Here is an 18,910-nt window from a genome sequence, read left to right on the forward strand (position 1 = left end):
CCGGTGGCCCAGGGCGTCGTACGCCGTGATGGGGTCAACCCAGGAGCGGAACGGTTGCGCGATCCACGTGACCGACGAGGAGACGGATGGAGTCGCCGCCGCAGTGCGGCGGTGCGACGAGAGGAGTCATCATGCGCCGGATGACGATGGCGGCTGCCGCCGGAGCGGTCGTCTTGTGCAGTGCGCTGGCAGCGGTGGGAACCGCGTCGGCCGAACCCGATGTCACCCTGGAACAATGCGTACGGGGCGGTGGCGGTCCGCTCATCAGCCTCGACGAAAACGCCAAGATCACCGCCGAGTGCAGCGGCGGGCGCTACGACGGGCATCGCCTGATCCTTCGCCGCTCCTGAACCCACACCCGGCACCGTCTCGACGCGGACTGCGGCAGGGCTGATCGGCCGATGACGTCGCAGCGTCGTCGGGTTAGGCAGTGGGGTTGACCCGTTTTGACGGACAGGGCGGCATAATGCGTACGCATCTACAGAACAGCACAGGCGATTTCCGACTCGCAAGTCCGGCAATATCCCGGGTGTCCGCCCTCAGTCGAAGCCAATTCACTCCCTCGTCCTCGCGCGCACGGCGGGACGGGTCGGCCTGTCGGGCCACCCAACCGTGGTAGGTGGAGAGGCGACACCGAGGACCCCGAGGACGAACTCGACCCCGAAGCGGCCGCGAAGCTGCTCGACGAGCTTCACGACCGTCTCCGGGTCGGGTCGGGTTCCGCCGCCAGGAAGCGGACGCCGGCTGGAGGACCTCGTTGGCGCGATTGAGTTCCGCGTTCTCCTTGCGGAGCCGGCGCAGCTCCTCGGACTCGGTGGTCGTGGACCGGTCGTCACGCTGTCCGCGGTCGGCCTCGTCCTGCGGATCCAGTTCCGCAACGCCTCATGATGCACGCCCAGCTGCTCGGCCAGGCGCCAGATCACCGGCTTGGGGTCCGACTCCCGGTACAGCCGGACCGCACGGGACCTCGACTCGTCCGGGTACTCGTTCGGTGGTGCCACGGACGACTCCCTTCAGGCCCTATCGGACCATGTCTGGAAAGCCACCGGGCTACCCCCGGGGAAGCTCATCTCGCCCTACGACCTGGCGGCCAGCTACGCACGTCGGAGCGGGTCACCCACCGGCAAGGGTTTCTCGCGCACGCGAGACCCGCCCCGGGCGACGGCCGCAACGTGGTCTCGGGCGGGGCCACCAGCTCGGACGCCGAAGTCCTGCCCGACATCCTCGCCGACCTCGGCCCCGCTGATCGTGGCCCGCTTCACCACGAGCAGTGCCAACCATTCCCGGTCCGGGCCAAGTGCACCACCTCCCGCGACTCCGCGCGAAACGTCGGCTTCCCCCACGAGTTGCTCGAGCTGCGGCTGCCCAACCGCGCCGAGCGGCAGGAACCGGCCTGGGACAAGCGCTACGCGGTGCGCTCCGGTATCGAGGGCGCCGACCGTACCTGCATACGAGTCGGAACCTCACTCGACGGACCCGGCGGCCAACCGAGGCGTGATCGGCCGCGCGTCGACCGGTGGCCGCGGCACGTCGGCCCGCGTCCGAATGACGTATTGCCAACAAGGCGAATTCGTGCAGTGGGCGACCGTGGACATCGCTTGTTGCATCGGGCAACCGATTGGGATAAGTTTCGTACCGCTGTCGGAACTGCCAGAAATCCGCGTCCGGATCGTTGTCGATAAGGCCTTTGCTGACGGTCATGAGTAATGTTCTGATGGTGCCCGTTCATCTGGACGCACTGCACTGTCCCAACGACAGGGCGGTGGTTCAGGCCAGCGCGGACTTCAGCAGGCTGCCGTTCAGTGACGGCATCGCCGATCTGAATTCCGGCTTCGCGCAGATCAGCGAGGAGATTGTCGCACGGCCTTTCCAGGACGAGACCGCGCTGTTGCATTCCGGTGTACATCTGCACTGGGCGTTACCCGACGCGTTGACGCACGGTCGCCATCGGTCGGACGACAATGGCGGCCATCGCACCCGGTTTCCGGCCGTGCCGAACCGCTGGCTGGTGCGACGGCGGGCTGCGGGCGCGCTGGTGGCCCGCGCCTGGGTGGTGGAGAGCGACTACGTCCACCCCGACGGCCTCGGCGGGGTTGCGGGCGTCGCGGTGCCCTACCCCGCAGATCCGGCACGCGGACGTCACCAGCCGTTTCGGTTCCTGGGCCGCACGCTGCCCCTTGAGGCGTGGCAGCCGCTCGACACAGCCGCCGAGTACGTGACCACGTTGACCGCGGTCGGCTTCGAACTGGCCGGTGGCGGCGGTTACAGCGAGCCCGCGTTCGCCGCGCTGTACCCGAACTGCCACAGCGTGTTCGGCTTCCACGACGGGGAGATCGGCGCGACACTCCCTACCGGACTCCGGTACGACGTGGTCGGCTGGTACGCCGACGTCGACCAGGACTTTCTGCACACGGTGATCGCGGAGCCGCCGGCCGGTGACGCGGACGCGCTGCCGGACAGGCTCAAGCAATACGCGTCGTGGACGTTCACCACCCCCACCGGCGCCGAGTTCCCCGACCGGCTGGTGTGCTACGCCAGCGTCGGCTTCGTCCCGCCGGCCCGGCCGGTGCCGCGCACATCGGCGTCGGTGGCGTTGGGCAATACCGGGACCGAGGCGCTGGCGACCGCGTTGGCCGCCGCGCTGGAACCGGACTTCCGCTTCGAACTCGAGGACACGCTGGAGGCGGTCCTGCTGGCGCCGCGAGTCGCGCACCAGAAGCTGGACGTCGCCGCGCGGTTCCGCGAACTGCGGCACGAGAAGGGGTTCACGCCGCACCGCGGCGAGCAGCACTGGACCGTACGGCCGATCACCACGGCACCGGAGACACTGCCGGCGGACGCCGAGCGGGGCCAGACCCAGGTGGCGGTGGACCTGCCGCCGGCACTGGCCGGTCTGCTGGCCGAGCTCAACGAAGCCCAGGCCGACCGGGACCGCGCCGCCAACGAACTGGAATCGGCCCGCCGCCAGCTGTTCGCCGACTGGTACAAGTACCAGATCTGCGCCTATCCGCCGGAGGGCAGCGGCGACAGCTATCCCGACATCGACCAAGCGAAGGCCTTCCTGGAACGCAAGGACCTGCCGGCGGTGGCCGCACTCGCGGCGGCCATCGAGCCGGGCACCGACACCCCGGAGAGCCGGCGGCGGGCCGCGTTCGCCGCCACGGCGAGGGCGTTGGACGCGTTGAACGCGCAGGAGCCGTTGCAGGACGCGAAACTCGGCTACACACTGGTGCCGCAGGTGGCACCCCGCTTCTGGCAGCCCACCGATCCGGTGGTGCTGCTGACCGGCGACGAGGTGCTGGCGACCGAGCGGCACGGCCAGGACGGGCGGTTGCGCGACGACGGGCTGCTGGAGTGCCACGTGGTCGCGGACACCGAGGTGCGCGGCGCGCTCACCGGTGACCAGCGGGCGCTCACCGCGTTGATGGACGGCCTGCGCGGCCACGAGAGGCCCGACGGCGGCGTGGCGTTCCGGGACTCGGACGGCGCACCGTGGAACCCGTTCCAGCTGGAGTGGCAGGTGGAACTGTTCCCCCTGCGGGACAAGGGAAACATCCAGCCGCAAGCGGACAGCTACGACACCGGCTTCATCACGGCGCACTACGGCCTGTCCGAGCGCGACCCGGACCTGGTGCCGGCCGACGGGTCGAAAGCGGTCGCCGGTGCGGTCACCGCGTACGCCGGGTCGGCGTTCCTCACCAAGCACGCCGGCCAACGGCTGGGGCGCGGCCTCGTGGAGTACCTGAACAACGAGGTGATGCCGGACTACCGGCGGGACGTGCCGGACGCCGGTGAACCGGCGACCGTGATCGACGCGCTGCGCGCCTGGTACGAGCGCGAGCACGCGGCGGACCTGGCCACCCCGGCCGGGCGCGCGGCCGACCAGGCCTACACGGTGATCCGGGCCTACGAGGCGCTGCTGGGCATGGGCTACCTGGCCCAGTCGCTCGGCGGTTTCAACGACGCCCTGCTGATGCACCGCCAGGTGAAGCAGCTGCCGATCGGTGACCCGCTCGGTTTCGCCGAGTACCGCGCGTTCGCCGAGACGGTGAACCGCGCGGTCGGCACCGGCAACCGCGGCGCGCCCGAGCCGCTCAACGACTTCAACCCGATCCGGTCAGGGGGGTTGCGGCTGTTACGGCTGCGCCTGGTGGACACCTTCGGCTCGACCCGTGACGTGCCGGTGGAGACCATGGTGCCCGCGGAATCCCTGACCACGCCGGACAACCCGGCACTGGCCACGCTCCCGCCCCGGCTTTCGCAACCGGCGCGGATCGTGTTCCGTTGGCTGGCCGCGGATCTGGACGTGCGGACCAACGACCACCCGACCACCACCCCGGTGTGCGGCTGGGTGCTGCCCAACCACGTCGAGACCAGCCTGATGATCTACGACAACGCCGGCCGGGCGCTCGGGTCGCTGGACCGGCTCGCGGCATGGCAGGCCGCGCCCGGTGGCACCGGCGTGGCCACGGTGGCCGGCATCCCCAACCCGCACCTGCGGTCCACCGTCGCCGACATCCAGGCCCACGGCGTGGAGTTCCTGTCCCAGCTGATGGGTGCGGTCGACACCGCGCTGGACAACATCGAACCGGAGACCGGGGACCAGCACATCGACCTCGCCGTCCTGGTCGGCCGGCCGATGGCGCTGGTGCGCGCCGAGCTGGGCATCGAACTGCTCGGCCGGCCCGCGGTGCACCAGGGGTGGAACCAGTTCCGCCAGGACATGGGGCGCAACGCGCGGGACCACGACGGGTTCACCCGCGTCGAGTTCCCGCTACGGCTGGGCTCGCACCGGCACCTCGGTGACGGGCTGGTCGGCTACTGGCTGGGCGACGACGGCACGTTCTACTCCCCGCAGCCGGACATCTTCGAGCACTCGGCGTTGCGCACCTACGCCGACGAACCGCTGCTCGTGAAGCAGGCGATCGACGACCCGAACCGCGTCGTGCGCATGCTGGTCGACCCGCGCGGAGCGGTGCACGTCACGTCGGGCATCCAGCCGGTGAAGTCGATCAGCATCCCGCCGCCGATGTACGCGCCGGCGTTGGCCGCCATCGAGGTGTTCTTCCCGTGCGCGCCGCTGTTGACCGATCCGGGCACGGTGAGCCTGCCGCTGCCGGTCGAGCCGGGCTACCGGTGGACCTGGCTGGCGCGCGAGCACGGCGAGTGGGCCGAGGTGTCGCAGGCGGCGAGCATCGGCCGCGCCACCTTCGTCGAGGTGCTGGCGACGCGGCTGTGGGACCACCTGGTCGACCCGCATGTCGCTTGGCTGCGTCCGGTCCCCCGCGCCACCGGCGTGACCCGCGCGGTCACCACCGCCGAGCGCGCCACCGCGGTGCTGGCCCCGGAGTTCCGGGCGCTGACCGACCGGGTGGAGACGGTCCTGGCGCCGCTCGGCGACCACCTGCTCAAGCGCGACGCGGCGACCGCCCACTTCGCCGAGGTGATCGGCGTGCCGATCTGGCAGGCGTTGCTGGCCGCCGACACCGGCTGGCTCGCGCCGCTGCCCGGCGATCCGTCGCGGGCCGTGGTGACACCGAAGGACGGCCGACCGCGGCGGACGCTGGCCGGTGCGCTGGCCGGGACCGGTCCGCTCGTGGACGAGCTGCTCGACCTCGGTGCGGAACGTGTCGGCCCGACGAGCACCGAGGCGACCTTCGGGCCGCCCGTGGAGCTCCGCTCGGGCTGGTTGAAGTTGCGTCGTGACAGCTGACAGGAATCGAACATGACACAGGAGATCCGGCTGAACTTCAACGTGGAGGAGACCAACACCGTGCTGGAGGCGTTGGGGCAGTTGCCCTACGTGCGGGTGCATCTCCTGATCGACAAGGTGCAGCGGCAGGCCACCGCCCAGTTGCGGAGCGCGGACGAGGAGGAGGGCGGATGACCACGTTCGACAGCCAGCTGCTGCTGCACCTGCGGCTGGACGCGCTGCCGGGCGGCAAGGTGGTGGACAGCTCCAGCCACGCCAGGGCGACCACGGTGGTCGGCACGCCCCGCGTGGTACCCGACGACCGCTTCGGCAGCAGCGTGCGCTTCGGCGGCAAGGACCACGTCCAGGTGGCCGACGTCACTCCACAGGCCGGCGGGCACAACCCGGTGCTCAGCGTCACCGGCTGGGTCCTGCTGGACGCCCTGCCGACCGCCCGGTCCTGGCTGCTCACCCTGGGCCAGGCCGCCACCGGCGCATTGCACTGGCAGATCGACCCCGACGGCCGCACCCATCTGGGTGTGTGGGGCAACCCGGGACAGCTGGCACCGACGCTGCCGGTGGGCGTGTGGACGCACATCGCGACCGTGTACGACGGCAAGACGCTGCGCGCGTACGTCGACGGAGCCTTGTGGGACAAGCCCGTCGCCGCGTCCTTCAACTACACCAGCTGGCGGTTCGGGCTGGCCAAGCGGGAGCTCGGCGAGGCCAACCTCGTCGGCCGGGTGGTGGGCGTGCGGGTGTATGAACGCGCGCTGTCCCAAGAGGACGTCCAAGTGGTGGTCGACGAGGACCAGAGCGCGATGGCCGCGTTCCGGCACAGTCACCCGCTCGCGTTCAGCCTGCACGACCCGGACGACCAACCGGTGCTGGCGATCGTGGACGACCCGGCCGGTCACACCATGCGGCTGGAGGTCACCAACGAGGCGAGCCAGGCCATCACGTTCACTCCGGTCGACCCGGCCACCGGCGGCAGCCACCTGGAACTGCGGTTCCGGCCCGGCACCCTGGCGCCCGACCAGGTACCCAAGATCACGATTGCCACGCCGGAGGGTTGGACCAGCACCACGAGCACCGCGGTGGACGGCACCGTGGCCTTCGCGCTGGCCGGCGAGGACCGCCGCGAGATCAAGCCGAACGAGACGCTGCGCTTCACGTTACACGGAATCGCGGCCGACGGCCGCGGTGGCACCCGCGGCACCCGGGTCCAGCTCAGCTACGCGAACCTGTACTACCCGGACGACCCGTCGGCGCTGACCGGCAGCCGGGTGCAGTACCTCAACGTCGTCAACCGGCGCGGTCAACAGCAGATTCCCTTGGCCGTCGGGTTCATCGGCACCAACACGGTGCTGCGCGACGAACAGCGGAAGACGGTCCTGCGGCTGCGCATCGCGAACGTCGGTCGGAGGGCGATCCCGCTCACCCCGAGCGGCCTGCCGGAGCCGACCGCGCTCGTCCTGTCCTTCGACACCGCGCATGACTGGGCGATGGGCACGCCGGCGCAACTGGCCGCGTTGGCGATCACCGCCGACCACTGGCGGACCGAGGTGCCCAGCGAGGAGGGGCAGACGATCGCGTGGCGGCTGACCACACCGACCCAGGTCGCGCTGGCGCCGGGGGACTCGATCGTCGTCACCGTCGACGGACTGCTGGGCTGGCCGCCGTCCGGGCACAGCAACCTGTACGTGCGCCACGAGAACGTGCCCGGCCACTGGGACGGCCAGACGTCCGTGATCGTCGAGCGGAGTCCGTTGGTCACCGACGACGTGACCGTCGGCGACCAGGTCGACGCCCGGGTGGGCATCGGCACCCCCTCACCGAGGGCGAAGCTCGAGGTGGCCGGCGGCGCGATCATGCCGAGCCTGGGCAAGGACGCCACGGCGGGCCTGCTGTTCCCGTCCGTCGCCGGCACCGAACCCGAGGACGGGGCGTGGCTGCGTTACTACTCGATCGCCGGCAACGCGGCCACGCTGGAACTCGGCACCGGCAGCGAGGCGGGCCACGACATCGCGCTGATGCCGTCCGGCGGTGTCGGTGTCAACACCAGAACGCCGCGGGCCCGGCTGCACGTGGTGCACACCAACCAGGACGCCAACGGCAACTCCCTCATGCTCGGCCCGCTCAACCAGTCCCACCTGCGCTTGGGCTACCACCAGGACTACAGCTGGATCCAGTCGCACTACGGCAAACCGCTGCGCATCAACCCGTTGCGCAACCGGGTCGGCATCGGCGCGGCACTGCCGGACGCGACGCTCGACGTGTCGCGCGGTGACGCACCCGGCGGCACCGCGCTGTTCCGCGGCAGCAGTCGGATCTCGCACTTCAACCACAGCACCGACGAGCACACCTACATCCGCGGCGGCAAGGCCGGGTCCAACGTGTACCTCAACGACGACGCGGGCAACGTCGCGATCGGCGGCACCGACCCGCAGGGCAACAAGCTGTTCGTCAACGGTGTCACCAAGGTGACCGGCCTACGGGTGAACAGCGGCTATACGTTCGGGCGGATGCAGGCGGGGCAGGCCAACGCCGGCACAGGCACCAGTGGGGTCAACGAGGCGCAGTTCTCCTTCCCCGAGCCGTTCGGGAGCATTCCGCACGTCATCGTGGTACCGCGCAACGAAGCGCTGTACCCGGACACGTTCGCCGTCACGGTGGCGGAGGTCACCACGTCGTCGGTGAAGGTGAAGCTGTTGCGGCTGGACTCCTGGCAGGCAAGCTGGAACCAGCGGTTGCGGCTGGACTGGATCGCGTGGGAGTGAGCGACGATGCCATGGACCGTGGACATCCACCACATGACGGTCAACGGTGCCGGTGACGCCACCCTGATCGTCGCGCGCTGCCCGGCCGGCAGCGGCCGTCCGCCGCAGTTCCGGACCGTGCTGATCGACTGCGGTTCGAACTCCGGTTTCCTCGCGCTGAACAACTACTTCAACACCGTCATTCCGGCACGCCCCATCGACGTCCTCGCCATCACGCACTTCGACGACGACCACTTCGGCGGCTTCGCCGGGCTGCTGGGAATAGCGGGCACGACCCGGTTCGACAACACGCTCGTCTACGACGTCGGCCAGCTGCCCACCGCCCGGCTCCAGAACACCACCCAGGACCAGCACGGGAACAAGGTGGCCAACAACAGCGACTATCACTACTACCGCCAGGCGGCGATCGGTGCCACGCGGCGACACGTCACCCGGAACGTGAACAGCTTCTGGATCGCCTCCTACGACGTGAACGACGCGCCGATCCTGCCGACCGCGGCGAACAGCCCGCTGGTGGCCGGCTACCTGTCCCCGGACTGGCTGCTGGGCAAGGACATCATGTGGGGCAACGGCCTCACCGGCGCGGGCGGTGAGGGACCGTGGGCGGAGAACCCGCCGGCGGGGGCGCCCACGCTGCGCTGCATCGCGGCCAACAAGTGGGTGGAGCAGGTGGCGGACGGGCCGAGGTTCGTCTCGGCAGTGGACATCTACGACGGCTACCGGAAGTCCGACCAGTGGATCGCCAACCAGGACAGCGCGAAGAAGCAGGACAACGAGAAGAGCCTCGCGTTCCTGCTGGAGTTCAACGGCTTCCGGTACTACGTCGGCGGGGACATCTACCGCCTCCAGGAGGACGGCGGCTACGCGCGGAACGTCCATCCGCCGCAGTGGCAGCCGGGTATCAGGACGCGGCTCAACCCGAACGGCACGGCGGCCGGCCGGGTGCTGGCCATGAAGACCAGCCACCACGGTTCCGACACGTCGTCGTCCGCGGACTTCCTCCACACCATGCGGCCGGCGGCGGCGTTCATCTCCGTCGGCGAGCGCAACAAGTACAAGCATCCGCACCCGAACACCATGAACGCACTGGACGGGTACCCGGAGGTGCCATTCGGAGCCAACAAGGCCAACCTCCATCCGGCGGCGCCGCCACCACCGCCCCGGCCGCCCATTCCCAACTACCTCACCGGCTACCAGGATCCCGCCTCGACACCGCCCGAGTCGTACGGCGGCGACCAGTCGATCGTCGCCGGCCCGCCCGACGGCTGGGTCAAGCTGAGGGTCACCGAGGACCAGTCCCGACTGGACTCCCGCGGTCAGCTGTACCGAGGCGTGTTCGCCGTGGTGAACGCCATGACGGCCCCGCTCACACGCGTCTTCGACCCGCTCGTGATCGCCGAGGCGGCCGTCATGTACGGGCCGTTGGGCGCCTGCGCCGTGGCAATGGTCCTTCCACCGACCATCGCGGAGAACACGCTGCTGATGGTGGCGCAGACCGGCGACAAGATCAACGACCAGAACGGGGTGGTTCCCGGCTTGGTGACTACCGGGGTGGCCAGGGCCGCGTTCGACAGCAACCCGGTCCACGTGGCGAATGCGGTGGCCGGGGTGTCCCCCGGCGCCGCGACGCGCTGCGGCCCTGGGACGGCCGCGGTGATCGGCGCCGCTGTGACCGGCCAGCAGGCGGACCGGATCGCCGCCGCGGCCACGAGCGCGATCCCGCCGGCGAGCGCCGCGGCGGCCGGGGCGGCCGGAGTCGCCGGGGCTACCGCGTACACCCGCACGGACGGGACACCGGCCGGCTACGCCGCGGTCACCGCGCTGGCCGCCGCCGGCCACGGCGCCGACCAGGCGCAGGCGGCGGTGCTCGGCGCCATCGTGGGCGCACTGGCGGCCCAGAGCAGCGCCAACGACACCACGCTGATGGTGACCACGGCGGCGCTCGCCGCTGGGATGCACCGCGCCGACGCCGCGATCCTCGGCGCGGTCGCCGGCGCCTCGGCCCGCCTGGGCAGCTCCTACGTCGTCACGGCGGCCGTGCGGGCCGCGCTGGGCAAGATCGGCTATCCCAGTGCCGGTATCACGACCATCACGAAGAACGCGGGCGACCAGGCCACTCAAGTGCCGCCCGCCCTGTTCAGCGTCACCTATCTGGGCGGCAACAAAGCCATCACTCACAACGGTTGACGACATCACTCACAACGGTTGACGAACGGTCACCTCATGACGAGCAGCATCGCGACACTGGCCGACCTGCGGGCCCACTTCGAGCAGGCGGTTGCCGACCGGACACTGGTCATCACCGCGACCAACGGCGTGGTGGCCCGGCTGACCGGCTTCGTGGCGTCGCTGCCGGAACGGCGACTCATCCTGCGGGCGCCGAGCTTCCGACTGACCGACACCGAGCTGACCACCGAAGCCACGGCCGACGAGCAGTGGCCGACCAGCGACACCGGCGACCGGCCGCTGCACGTCACCGGCGTCCAACTGGTGTTCCGGCGGCCACCGGACTTCACCGTCGAGTTGACGCTCACCGGAACGGTCACCGTCGACGGCAGGGACCTCGGCGTGACCGGTCTGCTCGACCCGAAGGACGACCGGGTCACCGTGACGCTGCCCACCGGCAACCCGTCCAGGTCCCTATCGCTGGCCGCGCTGGCCGGCTTCGTCGCCGGACACGCACTGGACGAGTACCTGCCGGTCGGCGTCGCCGTCCTGGCCACGGTGCCGCTGTCGGGGCTGCGGATGGCGTTCGGCTACCGGGCGGCCGAAGCCATGGAGATCACGACGACGTCGACGTTGAGCGACGCCACCTGGCCGGTGGTCCCCGACCTGATCACCCTGAAGAACATCGCCGTCGACCTGACCAGCAGGTCGGTCGCGCTGCCGCAGCACAGGGCGACAGTCGGCGGGAACGTGCACGGCACAGTCCACATCGGACAGGATTTCCGGGTCACCGCCGCGCTGACCGGTGACAACGCCTGGACGCTGGAGATCGTGCCGGCGGACGGCGACCTGTTACCGGGCATAGACGCGCTGGCCAGGCTGGCGGGCGGCGCCGAGGTCGCAAAACAGGTGACGGACGGCTTCCAGGCACTGGGGCTGGAGCGGTTCAGCATCGACGGCGTGCGAATCGGTTTCGACCTGGACACCGAGTCGCTGACGCACGTGGCGATCCGGGGCAGCGTCACCATCGACGGGCTGACCTGTGACGTAGAGATCGGCCTGCCGATGTTCTCACTGCAATGCATGCTGTCGCCGAAGACGCCGATCGACCTGAAAGCGTTGGTGACCAAGTACTTCCCCGGGGTCAACAACTTCCCGGCCGTGGCCGTCACCCGGCTCGACATCGTGGCCGTGCCGAGCATGTCGCACTTCGAGCTGGCGGCCGCGATCGTGGGCGACTGGCGGTTCGACGTCGGGCCGATCCCGGTGGGCTTCCACGAGTTCCTCCTCCGCATCAACAAGAACGCCATCGGTGTCACCGGCTTCATCTCCGCCGGCTTTTCGCTGTTCGACGCCGACTTCGAGGTGATCGCGAACAACCCGACGGCGGGTGGCGGCTGGCAGTTCACCGCACGAAGCGTGCCGGGCAAACCGCTCACCATCAAGGCGATCCACGCCCACATCGCGGAGATGTTCGGTGTGGACACCATTCTGCCGGCTGCCATCGAGGGGTTGTCGCTGGCGAACCTCGGCATCTGGTTCGACACGTCGACGGGTGACTTCAACTTCACGTGCGAGGCCGACTTCCCGATGGACGGCACGACGGTGGACATCACCGTCACCATCCGCCTGAACAAGACCCCGACGGGTTACCAGAAGACGTTCGGCGGGCACGTCACCGTCGGCACGCTCGTGTTCGACCTGGCCTTCCAGCAGGACGCGGCGTCCACGGTGTTCGCCGCGGTGTACTCGCACACCGGCGCGCAGCAGCCGCTCAAGATCGCCGACCTGGTCGCGCAGCTGTCCGCGTCGGCGGCCGGACTGGTACCGGCCGACCTGACCATCGACCTGCGGGACGTCGTGCTCGCAATCAGTGCCGGCACGCCGCCGGCGTTCGTGCTCGGCCTCGAACTGTCCGCCGAGCTCGGCCTGTCGGAACTGCCGTTGGTGGGCAAGGACTTCCCGCCGGACCGCAAGGTGGGTCTGGACAGCCTGCGGGTGCTGGTGGCGTCGCGGGTGTTCACCGTGGCCGACATCGGCGCGATCAACAAGATCATGCCGGCCACCGTGCCGCCGCTGCCCGACGCGAGCAAGGACGCCACCCAGGACGGCGCGCCGGTCACCCCAGACGCGGTGGCGCTGGCCGCCGGTGTCACGGTGTCCGCGCGACTGCTGCTGGGCGGCACCGACACGGCCCGGACCCTGAGCCTGCCCGCCGGCCCTGTGGCCCCCGGTACCGCGGTCGCGACGAGCGCCGGCGTGCCGGCGGTGACGGCGTCGGACGACACCCGCTGGTTCGACGTGCAGCGCTCGTTCGGCCCGGTCTACTTCGACCGGATCGGCCTGTCGTACCGGAACAAGACGGTCGAGTTCCTGCTGGACGCCGCCCTGACCGCCGCCGGGCTGACAGTGTCACTCGACGGGCTCACCCTCGGCTCGCCGGTCGACCACTTCTCGCCCACGTTCGACGTGCGCGGCCTCGGCATCGACTACCGGAACGAGACGGTGGAGATCGGTGGCGCGCTGCTGCGCACCACGGTCACCGAGAACGGCGTGTCCCACGACGAGTACGACGGCGCGGCGCTGATCAAGGCCGAGGGGTTCACCGTCGCCGCGCTCGGCGCCTACACGTACGTGGGCGACGCGCCATCGCTGTTCGTCTACGCGGTCCTGGACGCGGCACTGGGCGGTCCGCCGTTCTTCTACGTCACGGGCCTGGCCGCCGGCTTCGGCTACAACCGCGCCATCGTGGTGCCGCCGGTGACCGGGGTGGCCGACTTCCCGCTGGTCACCGCCGCGCAGAACCCGCAGCCGATCACCGGCGCGGCCAACCCGAGGCAACTGGTCCAGGACGCCATCGCCAAGATGCGGACGTCGATCCCGCCGACGCCGGGCGCGTTGTTCCTGGCGGCCGGGATCAAGTTCCAGTCGTTCCGCATCATCGACTCGTTCGCGCTGGTTGTGGCGGACTTCGGGAAACGCCTCGAACTGGCCGTGCTGGGCCTGTCCACCGTGGTCGCGCCGACCCCGGAGGCCGGCACGTCCGTCACGCCGCTGGCCGAGATGCAACTGGCGCTCAAGGCGAGTTTCGTTCCGGACGAAGGCTTCCTCGGGGTCATCGCGCAGCTCACCGAGGCGTCGTTCCTGTTCTCCCGGAACTGCCACCTCACCGGCGGATTCGCCTTCTACTCCTGGTTCTCCGGTGAACACGCCGGGGACTTCGTGCTCAGCGTCGGCGGCTACCACCCGCTGTTCCACCCGCCGGCCAACTATCCGTCGGTGCCGCGGCTCGGCTTCAACTGGCACGTCGACTCGCAACTGATGATCAAGGGCGACGCCTATTACGCCCTGACCCCGGTGGCGCTGATGGCCGGCGTGCACCTGGAGGCGGTCTGGCAGAGCGGCAACCTGCGCGCCGCCTTCATGGCCGGTGCCGACTTCATCGTCGCCTGGCAGCCCTATTTCTACGACGCCCGCGCCTACGTGGACATCAACGTGTCCTACACGTTCGAGTTCTTCGGCACCCACAAGATCGAGGTGGACCTGGGCGCGGACCTGCACCTGTGGGGGCCGGAGTTCGCCGGCACCGCGCACATCACGCTGGCCATCTTCTCGTTCGACGTGGCCTTCGGCGCCCGGACGACGCGGGCGCCCAAGCCCATCGGCTGGTCGACGTTCCACCAGTCGTTCCTGCCCGCGGCTGGCCAGTGCGATGTGGCGGTCAGCGCCGGCCTGTTGACCAAGGGCACCGCCGCGACGACCGACCTCGGCGTGCTGGACGCGCAACGCATGGTGCTGCTCACCAACACCGTCGTCCCGTCCACCGGTGCCGTGGTGCACGGCTCCCTGGCCATCGACCACCTCTACTACACCGGGGATGCCGGCACGCCGGTGTTCGCGCCGTTCACCACGACGGTCCGGGACACCACACCGACGCAGACGCCGACGGACCGGTCCAAGCCGGCCGGCGCGGTCGCTGTCGGACCGATGGGCATCAAGCTGCCGGGCCACGACGGGGCGCACCTGAAGTCGACGCTGACCATCGCGATCACCAGGGGCACCGAGTCGATGGCGCACCACTTCGCGTTCACGCCGGTGCTCAAGCACGTGCCCGCCGGCATGTGGGGCGAGCTGGGTGAGCACCTGCGCCCCGACCCGAACGACCCCACGCTGGTGGATGACGCGTTGGTGGGCTTCGAGATCCGGCCGGCCGTCGCGCCGCTGGAGGGCAGCGATCCGGCCACCGCCGGCGACCTGACGCTGTTCCAGTACCACCTGCCGACCCTTCCCGGTGGCAGGTACGAGGTCACCGTCACCCAGGACGTCACGACCGACGACAACGAGGGCGACCCCACCAAGCGGAAGATCCCGCCGCAGCGGTTCGGCGGTGGCGGCGATTTCACCATCGCCGGCACCCGCCCGGCGCTCGCACCCGACGAGGTCTACGCGGTCTACCCACCGGACGGCGCGCTCGGCGACTACTCGACCGACCTGCCGCACGTCATCCTCAACCACAGCACCCTGCCGTGGCAGGAGGCCGCCGACCCGGACCGGGACGACCTGCCCTGGCTGGCGTTGTTGCTGTTCGACGACGCCGACCGGCCGACCCCGCAGGTGACCACCGTGGGACAGCTGCGCAAGCCGGTCCCGGGCGTGGTGTTCCCACCGGACAGCCTCGGCGACACCCAGGCAGACGGCGACCAGGTGACGGTGATCGACGTCCCGTTCGCACACCTGGGCAAACTGCTGCCCGCGCAGGACGCGCACCGCCGCGACCTGGCACTGCTCGGTCACGTGCGGCGCGGCCCGGACGGCACCGAGCGGGCGGTGATCATCGGCAACCGGCTGCCCCGCGTCGGCGCGGCACACGTCGCGCACCTGGTGTCCGTGCGCGGCCGGTACACCCCGTCCGGTTTCGACCCCCACGGCGCCACGGACACCAGCACGGTCCGGCTGGTCAGCCTCGCCAGCTGGCGCTTCACCTGCACCGACACCGACCAGGCCGCGCTCGGCCTGCTGCGGCACGTCGCCACCCGCGCCGGCGCGTTACGACCCACCGCCGCCGACGACCGCGCCGAACAGGGCTACCTGCGGATCCGCCACACCACCAGCACCGGCGACCGGCAGGACGCCTGGTACCGCGGCCCGCTGGCCCCCCACGCGGTCCCGGTCGAACAGCTCAACCTGCCGGCGCACAGCCCCGCCGACCTGATCCCGCCCGGCGCGACCCCCGACGTCAGCCGGGCCACCGCCTGGCAGCTCGGCCAGTTGTTGGCGTTGCGGAGCAAACCGTTCGCCGCGGCCCTCTACCGTTGGAAGCGGGCAAGGGCACAGCTGCGCAAGTCCGGCAGCACCGACACCCCGCCGATACCGGCCGCCGTGACCACCTGGCTGAACGACATCGGGCTGTTGCGCGGCGTGCCGTTCCACCACCTGGTGCCGGACGAAGCCATGCTGCCGGTCGAGTCCGTCCGATTCTGTTCGGTGGACGCCAACTGGCAGGCCTGCCTGCTGGACGGTGCGCTGAGCATCGGCCGCGTCACCGGGTCCGACGTCAAGCAGGACGAGACGCTGGCCACCGACCTACGTGCGGTGGCCGGCGACGCGCTCAGCCCGTGGACCCGGCAACTGCTCGGTGCGGAGGGCTCCGGTGCGCACAGCGGCATCCTGCTGCGGTCCGCCGTGGTGGCCGGCTGGCCGGACCTGGTGATGGCGGCCACCGCGGCCGGCAAAGCCGTCGACACGGTTCGGCAGGACACGTTGTCCGCCAACACCCTGTTCGCGCTGTTCGACGGCGAGCTGACCGACCTGTCGATCCGGTTCCACACCCAGGTCCTCCACTTCGGGCTGGGCTCTGCCGCCGAGGACTGGGAGCGCGACGACCGGGTCGTGGACATGACGGCGGTGGCGACCACCCGGATCGGCCCGGCACTCGCCGCCAAGGCCGCGTCCGCGCAACTGGCGGCACAACTGCTCGCCATCCCCCCACACGTGGACATCCACCGGCCCCAGTGATCCCCGCGGCCGACCCGATGAGCAGCGCGACGGCCGTGTCGGCCACCTGTGGGGTGCCAGAACTCTGCACTGGGCTGCTGAACTGGTGATCGTGCACCATGGACGGCAGGGGCGTGATCGTGGGCGTGTTGCGGGTGGCCCAGCTGCTCGCCGACCCGGCCCACCTGCCGAAGTGGCTGCGGGGCTTGGCGTTGCACGAGCCGATCAGCGGGCTTCATCGCGCATTCCTTCCAGGTGTGGAACGACATGCTGTCGTGCTGCTCGGCCTGCTCCTCGACGGAGAGGTCCGACATTGCCGGCCGGTCCACCGCCGTGGGGATGTCAGGTCGGGTCGGGTGCGTAGAACCTGGTGGTGGCCTCGACTGCGGCCGCGACGTGCTCCGGTTCGCCACCGGCGGCCAGGTGGGCCTTGCCCCATGCCGCGGCGCTGCGCCGGATGAACTCGCGTCCTTCGGGCGACTTCGCGACCCCCTCGTGGTCGGCGGCCTCGGCACCGGCCAACAGCCGGGCCAGGGCGAGGAGAGCCAGGTCCCAGCCAACGCCGCCGGCACCGGGGCCGTAGGTCGGGAAGAGGGGCTCCTCGACGACCGCTGCGTGGACCAGTTCGAACTCGGTGTCGCCGGTCGGGCCCGGCGCCAGGCGCACTTCCACCTCGCTCGTGCCGGGCCAGGCGTCGGCGTCCGGCCCGTAGAGCCAGGACACCTTGAGCAGACGCGGCGGCTCGCACCGGAGGATCTCGCCGTGCTCACCGCCGTCCAACTCGAACTTCCCGCCAGGGCGCAGGTCCCCGGTGACCGGTTTCAACCAGCGACGCAGCCGCTCGGGGCTGGTGACGGCGTCCCAGACGTCCTCGATGTGCGCTTCGTAGCGACGCCGCACCTCGACGGTGTACGCGTCACCGGCGGGCACGCTGCCCTTGCCCATCGCCCGGTGCGCGGCGGCCAGTTCGTCCAATACGTCTTTCATGTCATGTCCCCTTCGCCGACGGATCGCTCTATGTCCGCATCGATGCCGGACTCGTTCGGTGTCCGAGCTGCACGCCTGCCCCGAGCCAGCTCCCAACCACGCGTCGACCTCGCTCAGCGGCGCGGGCTCGATGGCGTAGAACCGGCGAGCGCCCTCAGCCCGCACGGACACGAACCCGCTGTCACGCAGCACGCGCAGATGCTGTGAGACAGCCGGCTGCGAGAGCCCGAACTCGGACCGGATCACGTCCGTGATCGCGCCAGAGGTCTGCTCACCGTCGGCGAGCAGCTCCACAATGCGCCGGCGCACCGGGTCGCCAAGGATGCCGAACGCGTGCACGAACGAGGATCATACCAGTCCCCACTTATATAAGTCAGCTCTGGCATCCTGACGTCGCGATCGGCTTGGAGTTCGTCGTCGTTCGCGGACTCCACCGCAGCCGACGCCTGCTTCACCGACTGCGGAACATCGCCCTTCCACAGCAGGCGGACGGTGTTTTCCGGGATCGACGGAACACACCGATCTCGGGCGGCCGAGCGGACGGGCGTCACGGTCGAGGTGCTGTCGGCTCCCTACTCGAAACAGTCCCGGAACGGCCCGTACTCCGGGAGAGCCGCTGGCGGCGGTGGCGGTGTGTTGGCATGGCGACCGGTGACGGACATGGATGACTCGGAGTCGGTACTGCTGTCGGTCAGGTGTTGGTGTAGTCGGCATGTTGATCGCCTTGATCCTCACTCGGGTTGGGTCGGACTGGTCGGTACGGGTGGGAGTTGTGCTGCGGTCGGGTGGTTGTCGGTCGCGTGGTGCCGAGTTCTGGGATGGTGGTGGTCCGAGCCTTGGGGGCGGAGGGAACGACCGTGACGGTTCAGCGGTAGTCGAGGTGTCCTGCGGAATGGACGAGCCCGTGGAGCGGCACCGAGACGTACGTTCGACCGGATCGGGTGATCAGCGGACTCCGGTCCGCATCTGCGGCCGTACCGCGGGGTGGGCGACTGAGAACCGGAACTTCGGAACGCCGGCCGCTGGGGTTGTCGGGGATCGACGGCGCGCACGGCGTGATCGTGGCGCGCTGTTCACCGCACCGAAGCCACACCGGCTGCCGGGTGTGGCTTCGGTCCTGTCACCGAGCCGGTGCCCGGAATGCCGCGCCCGATCGGATCCCCTCCCCACGCGGACCTGAAGGGCGTCGATAAGGGCCAACAGCGAGCCATGTGCCGTGAGGAACGTGTCGTGGCGCCACTACGCCGGCCGGCGAGCCGTCTCCGGATGGATCGAGCGGGCGGAAGGCCTA

Annotated in this window: 8 protein-coding genes and 1 pseudogene; 6 read left to right on the forward strand and 3 right to left on the reverse strand. The window is 70.2% G+C overall.

Going from position 1 to position 18,910, the window contains the following annotated elements; all coding sequences use genetic code 11:
• Positions 1 to 131 precede the first annotated feature (131 nt).
• A complete protein-coding gene (locus ACRAKI_RS21255; RefSeq protein ID WP_447002259.1) occupies positions 132 to 350 on the forward strand; it encodes a hypothetical protein in 219 nt (72 codons plus the stop codon).
• Between the two features lie 204 nt (positions 351 to 554).
• Here ACRAKI_RS21255 and ACRAKI_RS21260 read toward each other — a convergent pair whose 3' ends face one another.
• Entirely contained in the window at positions 555 to 1,001 is a 447-nt protein-coding gene (locus ACRAKI_RS21260) for a transposase (protein WP_447002260.1), read from the reverse strand.
• 1,007 nt (positions 1,002 to 2,008) lie between these two features.
• Here ACRAKI_RS21260 and ACRAKI_RS21265 point away from each other — a divergent pair.
• Genes ACRAKI_RS21265 through ACRAKI_RS21285 form a run of 5 tightly spaced genes read left to right on the forward strand, consistent with a single transcriptional unit; the run spans position 2,009 to position 16,653 of the window.
• On the forward strand, positions 2,009 to 5,713 hold the full coding sequence (locus ACRAKI_RS21265; RefSeq protein ID WP_447002261.1) for a hypothetical protein: 3,705 nt from the start codon (positions 2,009 to 2,011) through the stop codon (positions 5,711 to 5,713).
• 12 nt (positions 5,714 to 5,725) lie between these two features.
• Positions 5,726 to 5,887: a hypothetical protein gene (locus ACRAKI_RS21270; protein WP_447002262.1), complete on the forward strand. Its 162-nt coding sequence runs from the start codon at positions 5,726 to 5,728 to the stop codon at positions 5,885 to 5,887.
• Positions 5,884 to 8,472: a LamG domain-containing protein gene (locus ACRAKI_RS21275; protein ID WP_447002263.1), complete on the forward strand. Its 2,589-nt coding sequence runs from the start codon at positions 5,884 to 5,886 to the stop codon at positions 8,470 to 8,472. The genes ACRAKI_RS21270 and ACRAKI_RS21275 overlap by 4 nt, the downstream gene beginning before the upstream one ends.
• 6 nt (positions 8,473 to 8,478) lie before the next feature.
• Complete coding sequence (locus tag ACRAKI_RS21280; protein ID WP_447002264.1) at positions 8,479 to 10,659, forward strand: MBL fold metallo-hydrolase; 2,181 nt, start codon at positions 8,479 to 8,481, stop codon at positions 10,657 to 10,659.
• A 36-nt stretch (positions 10,660 to 10,695) separates the two neighbouring features.
• Complete coding sequence (locus tag ACRAKI_RS21285; RefSeq protein WP_447002265.1) at positions 10,696 to 16,653, forward strand: DUF6603 domain-containing protein; 5,958 nt, start codon at positions 10,696 to 10,698, stop codon at positions 16,651 to 16,653.
• Positions 16,654 to 16,974: 321 nt separating this feature from the next.
• Here the strand turns inward: ACRAKI_RS21285 and ACRAKI_RS21290 are convergent, their stop codons facing one another.
• Positions 16,975 to 17,619, reverse strand: a complete 645-nt coding sequence (locus tag ACRAKI_RS21290; RefSeq protein WP_447002266.1) for an SRPBCC domain-containing protein — start codon at positions 17,617 to 17,619, stop codon at positions 16,975 to 16,977.
• A 1-nt stretch (position 17,620) separates the two neighbouring features.
• Positions 17,621 to 17,958 (reverse strand): annotated as a pseudogene (locus ACRAKI_RS21295) (ArsR/SmtB family transcription factor).
• Positions 17,959 to 18,910: the final 952 nt, after the last annotated feature.

The sequence above is a fragment of the Saccharothrix isguenensis genome, from assembly GCF_052936305.1.